Origin of the sequence: Chromobacterium aquaticum (assembly GCF_021129195.1) — a bacterium.
GTDB lineage: Bacteria > Pseudomonadota > Gammaproteobacteria > Burkholderiales > Chromobacteriaceae > Chromobacterium > Chromobacterium aquaticum.
Genome location: NZ_JAJOHW010000094.1, coordinates 1 through 4,683, shown reverse-complemented (window position 1 = coordinate 4,683; position 4,683 = coordinate 1). Strand labels below are relative to the sequence as shown.

Below are 4,683 nucleotides of genomic sequence, written 5' to 3'. Positions count from 1 at the left end.
GGGCAGGGGATGGCGGGGGGCTGCTCGGCGGGCGCGGCGGCGTCCTCGGCCGGGGGCGTGTCGTTGTCGGCTGTGGCCGGGGCATCGTCCAGCGGCGTGAAGACGCCGACGAACTGGCAGCCGCGGCGTGGAATGGTCTTGACGATCTTGGGGTCCAGCCCGCTTTTTTCCAACTGCGCGCGCAGGTCGAACACCAGCTTGTGATAGCTGGAGTCGGTGACGACGGTCTTGCCCCACACCTTGTCTATCAGCTCGTTCTTCTCGAACAGACCGGACAACAGCAGTTTCAGCAACTGCGCCTCATTGTATTTCAGGATGATTTTTTCCTGATCGCCGGGCTGCAGGCTGCCCGCGTCGGGATCGAATATCACCTTGTCCTCGATATGAAATCTCATTCTTATAATCTTTCTTATTTACGCCAGGCTTAAACCTTCAAAGCCGGCGCGCCGCTGTCCCGGCGGCCGCGCCGATGGCGCTTGATTTGGCGATATTTTAAATGGCTCGCTAGATAATTTGCTCTAGATGGATTATAGGCGGCAACATTCCGCTGCCAAGCAGCGCCTTGCAAAGTGGAGTTGCGTGAATCCGGGAAGATGAGCGGAAAATGACAAGAGCGCTGGGCGCGCTCTTGATTTGATGCGGTTCATTCTCCAACAGAATGTGGCCAGGTTCAAGAGGATGGCGCTGCCGCGCGCCGACTGCGGTGGCGGACAAAATACGGGCTTGGCGCTGGAGTTCAGGCCTGACTTGGGCTGCAGCGCTGAATGAGGTACCGGGGGGGCCTGGAAAACCGCCGTTGTCTGAGCGCAACGAGGAGGGGAAATCTGGGCTTAAGCTGGCCGGATCGGAGCTTATTTCAACGCCGTCGGAATTGTAGCAAGCCGATTACAGTGTCGGAACGAGGGCGATGAATGCCATCGGGGCAGGATTGAATCCGGCGAACGGCCGGCGGCAAAACCCATGGGGAATGGATGGGCGCCGGCCGTATTGGCTTGCCGGGGAAGAAAACCGTGCGGCGCTTTAATGCGTGGAGCGCAAATTCTGAATTTCCCGCCTGGCGGTTTCCAATTCCTGTTCTATGGCATTGATTTGCTTGTCCCTGCTTTTCAACTCGCTCAATAACTGCTCGCTCAATAACTGTGCCTGGTCCAGGCACATCAGCAAGGCGGATAGTTTTGCGGTATTGGCGATGGAGTCGAGCATGGATGCGCCGGCCTGGTTTTGGTCTTTGTTTTTATATTGCATGCGTATGATGATGTGGTGTTGTTGTTCAATACACGGATTGGAAGCGGTCTGTCGCCGTTCCAGTGCTACCGAGGCGAAATCATAGCATGCCGCTTGGATGGCAGGGGCTGTCAGCCCGGTAAATTAAGCTTTTGGACAGGGGCGATAAGGAATGGTAATGATTGCCGCGCGCCGCGACGCATGGCGGTGTATGGCTTTCCTGGCCGTTGCGGATGCTTGGATGCGGGGCAAACGATAATCATTTCTAATAAAACGCAAAGAATTGTTCTTGTTTGGATAAAGACTTTCAGTATCAATGCCGGATAGGATGGCCTTCAATTATTTTTGGAGCAAAAAGTCATGCCGGCAGCGAGCGGTTCGAGAATTTTGGAAAGCCTGGCGCGAGGGAGCGCGGTGGTTTGGTCGCGCGATTTGGAAAGTCTGGCTATTTATATTGAAAACCTGATTCGCAAAACCAGCGCAATGGGCGCGGTGGTGCCCAGCTTATATAGAGCCTTGAGAATATGCAGCGTGGCGTTGAAAAGCAGTAGCGCCGGCGGCAAGGTGTATTTGACGCGCAAAGAGCGGCTGGATATTTATTGGGCGGTGAAGTCGGAGTCATTTTCGGTGTAGTTTGGCGTAGTGGTCGATTCTTATTGCTGAATGGAAGTCGATAAATAATGTCTTTGGTCAGTTTTGTTTGTTATCGGGTATTGAGCATTGCTCTGTTCTGGTGCGTGATGAAAACGCTGGGTATCGGTGTTTTGCTGCTGCTATTGCATTTAGGCAAGGAAGGCGCGCAGCAAGCGCTGTCGCAGCGTAGTTGATCGCAGGCGCGCGGCTTGTGGCAGCACGCCGCGCGCGGCCGACGGAGAATAAAGAGTCAGCGATTTTGGAATGGGAAATGCAAACAGGGCCGCGTTGCGATAACGCGGCCCTTTGCATGGATGATGCTCAGAGCCTGTTCAACGCCGTATCGCCGAAGCGTAGCAGACTTTGAACAGGTTCTCAGAATACGCGCCGGCCGGCGTTCCACACTTGGCGCACCAAAGGGATGCCGTCCTGCTCGCGCGCCTGGACCAGATCGGCGCGCTGGCCGACGGCGATGGCGCCGCGATCCGCCAGCCCCACCGCCCGCGCCGGATTGACGCTGACGGTGGCGATGGCGCGGCTCAGGCCCCAGTCCGGCTGGCGGCCCAGCAAGTAGGCCGCGTGCAAGAGGCTGGCCGGCACATAGTCCGAGGACAGGATGTCCAGCAGGCCGTGGCCGGCCAGCTCCAAGGCGGCGACATTGCCGGAGTGGGAGCCGCCGCGCACGATGTTGGGCGCGCCCATCACCGTCATCAGGCCCTGTTCGCGCGCGGCGCGCGCGGCGGTCAGCGTGGTGGGGAATTCCGACACGGCCACGCCGTCGCGCACCGCTTCGTCGATATGACCGAGTTCGGTGTCGTCATGGCTGGCCAGCGCGATGCCGCGCGCGCGCGCCAGTTCCACCACCGCCTGGCGATGGCGTCCGGCGTACTGCCGCTGCTTGAGCTTGCGCTGCTCCACCGCGGCGAGGAAGGTATCGTCGTTCCAGCTGACGTTCTTCTTGGCGTAATACTTGCGGTATTGCGCCAGGTCGCGGTACTGGCGCTGGCCGGGAGTGTGGTCCATCAAGGACACCAGGCGCACCGCCGGGTGGTCGAGCAGGGGCGACAGCGCGTCTAGCAGCGTCGGATAGGCCAGTTCGCAGCGCAGGTGGAACAGGTGTTCGGCGCGGAACACGCGCTGGCGCATGCCGGCATCTATCGCGTCGAAGGCGCTTTGCAAGGTGTCCAGCCGCACGCTGTCGCCTTCCAGATCGCCCACCGACAGCGCGTCCAGCACCGTGGTGATGCCGGCGGCCACGCATTGCGCGTCATGGGTGACCACGGCCGGCAGTGTCGGCCACAGCACGCCGTTGCGCGGCATCAGGTGTTTTTCCAGATTATCGGTATGCACTTCCACCAGGCCGGGCAGCAGATCGTCGCCGTCCAGGTCTTCGCTGTGCGGCGGCGGCGCGCTCAGCGCCTGGGCATGGATGGCGGCGATCACGCCGTTGTCGATTTCCAGCGCGCCGCGCTCGACGACGCCATCGGCCAGGATCAGCCGGGCATTGTTCAGGATTCGTTTCATGCTTGGTGTTCCGGTTTGTTTGCCAGCGGTACTTCGAACACGCGGTCGGCGACGGCGTCGCGGGTGGGCTCGTCGTGGAAAATGCCCACCAGCGCCGCGCCGCGCGCCAGCGCTTCGCGCATCAATTCAATCACTACCGCGCGGTTGGCGGCGTCCAGCGAGGCGGTGGGCTCGTCCAGCAGCAGGATGGGCCGCGGCGCTATCATGCCGCGCGCGATATTGACCCGCTGCTGCTCGCCGCCGGAAAAAGTGGCCGGCGGCAGCCGCCACAGCCGTTCCGGGATGTTCAGCCGCGCGAGCCAGGCGCCGGCCTCGCGTCGCGCCGCATCGGGGTCCATGCCCCATTCGCACAGCGGCTCGGCGACGATGTCCAGCGCCGCCACCCGCGGGATGGCGCGCAGGAATTGGCTGACATAGCCCAGGGTGTGGCGGCGGACGTCGGCGATCTCGTGCGGCAGCGCGGCGGCCATGTTCAGCCAGGCGTCGCGGTGGCGGATGCGGATGCTGCCGCCTTGCACCAGGTAGTTGGCGTACAGCGCCTTGAGCAGGGTGCTCTTGCCAGCGCCGGAAGGGCCGGCCAGCGCCACGCATTCGCCGGCGGCCACTTGCAGCGAAACATCGTCGAGCACCGGCAGCGCCAGGCTGTCCTGCTGGTGCAGGGTGAAGGTTTTGCTCAAACGGCTAGCGTCTATCAACAAGTTCATCGCGTTCAGGCCTGCAGAATGGAGGATACCAGCAGCTGGGTATAAGGGTGCTGCGGATCATCCAGGATTTGATCGGTGAGGCCGGCTTCCACCATCCGGCCGCGCTGCATCACCAGCGTGCGCTGCGCCAGCAGCCGGGCCACGCCCAGGTCGTGGGTGACCATGATGACGGCGATGCCGCTGTCGCGCACCAGTCTTCGGGTCAGGTCCAGGAAACGGGCCTGCACCGAGACATCGAGGCCGCCGGTGGGTTCATCCATGAACACCAGCCGCGGATGGGTGGCCAGGCTGCGGGCGATCTGCAGCCGCTGCTGCATGCCGCCAGAAAAGGCGCTCGGCGCGTCGTCCAGCCGCGCGCGGCCGATTTCCACCCGCTCCAGCCAGTCGCCGGCGGTCTGGCGCAGCCGTCCGTAGTGACGCTGGCCCAGCGCCATCAGCCGCTCGCTGATATTGGCGCCGGCGGAGACGTCCATGCGCAGGCCGTCGCGGGCGTGCTGGGACACGAAGCCCCATTCGCTGCGCGCCAGCCGGCGGCGCTCGGATTCGGCGATGGCGGTGAGCTCGTGCTCGCGGCCGTCGCGGTCGCGGAAGCGCGCGC

Annotated in this window: 7 protein-coding genes; 2 read left to right on the top strand and 5 right to left on the bottom strand. The window is 62.3% G+C overall.

Going from position 1 to position 4,683, the window contains the following annotated elements:
- Window positions 1-395: winged helix-turn-helix domain-containing protein (locus LQT98_RS15155; RefSeq protein ID WP_231463275.1), on the bottom strand; the 395-nt coding region annotated here is incomplete at its 3' end.
- Window positions 396-1,020: 625 nt separating this feature from the next.
- Window positions 1,021-1,203: a hypothetical protein gene (locus tag LQT98_RS15150; protein ID WP_231463273.1), complete on the bottom strand. Its 183-nt coding sequence runs from the start codon at window positions 1,201-1,203 to the stop codon at window positions 1,021-1,023.
- A gap of 381 nt (window positions 1,204-1,584) precedes the next feature.
- On the opposite strand from LQT98_RS15150, the gene LQT98_RS15145 reads away from it, so the two are divergent.
- Window positions 1,585-1,857, top strand: a complete 273-nt coding sequence (locus tag LQT98_RS15145) for a hypothetical protein (RefSeq protein ID WP_048411839.1) — start codon at window positions 1,585-1,587, stop codon at window positions 1,855-1,857.
- A 47-nt stretch (window positions 1,858-1,904) separates the two neighbouring features.
- The gene (locus tag LQT98_RS15140) at window positions 1,905-2,051 is read left to right on the top strand and encodes a hypothetical protein (RefSeq protein WP_156183991.1); all 147 of its coding nucleotides are present in this window, start codon (window positions 1,905-1,907) and stop codon (window positions 2,049-2,051) included.
- A gap of 181 nt (window positions 2,052-2,232) precedes the next feature.
- On the opposite strand, the gene LQT98_RS15135 is transcribed toward LQT98_RS15140, so the two are convergent.
- From LQT98_RS15135 to phnK, 3 genes are all read right to left on the bottom strand, one after another.
- Window positions 2,233-3,381 (bottom strand): alpha-D-ribose 1-methylphosphonate 5-triphosphate diphosphatase, encoded by a 1,149-nt coding sequence (locus LQT98_RS15135; RefSeq protein ID WP_231463271.1) that lies wholly within the window; start codon window positions 3,379-3,381, stop codon window positions 2,233-2,235.
- A complete protein-coding gene (gene phnL / locus LQT98_RS15130; RefSeq protein WP_231463269.1) occupies window positions 3,378-4,085 on the bottom strand; it encodes a phosphonate C-P lyase system protein PhnL in 708 nt (235 codons plus the stop codon). The genes LQT98_RS15135 and phnL overlap by 4 nt, the downstream gene beginning before the upstream one ends.
- A 5-nt stretch (window positions 4,086-4,090) precedes the next feature.
- On the bottom strand, window positions 4,091-4,683 hold a 593-nt coding region (gene phnK / locus LQT98_RS15125), incomplete at its 5' end, for a phosphonate C-P lyase system protein PhnK (RefSeq protein ID WP_231463267.1).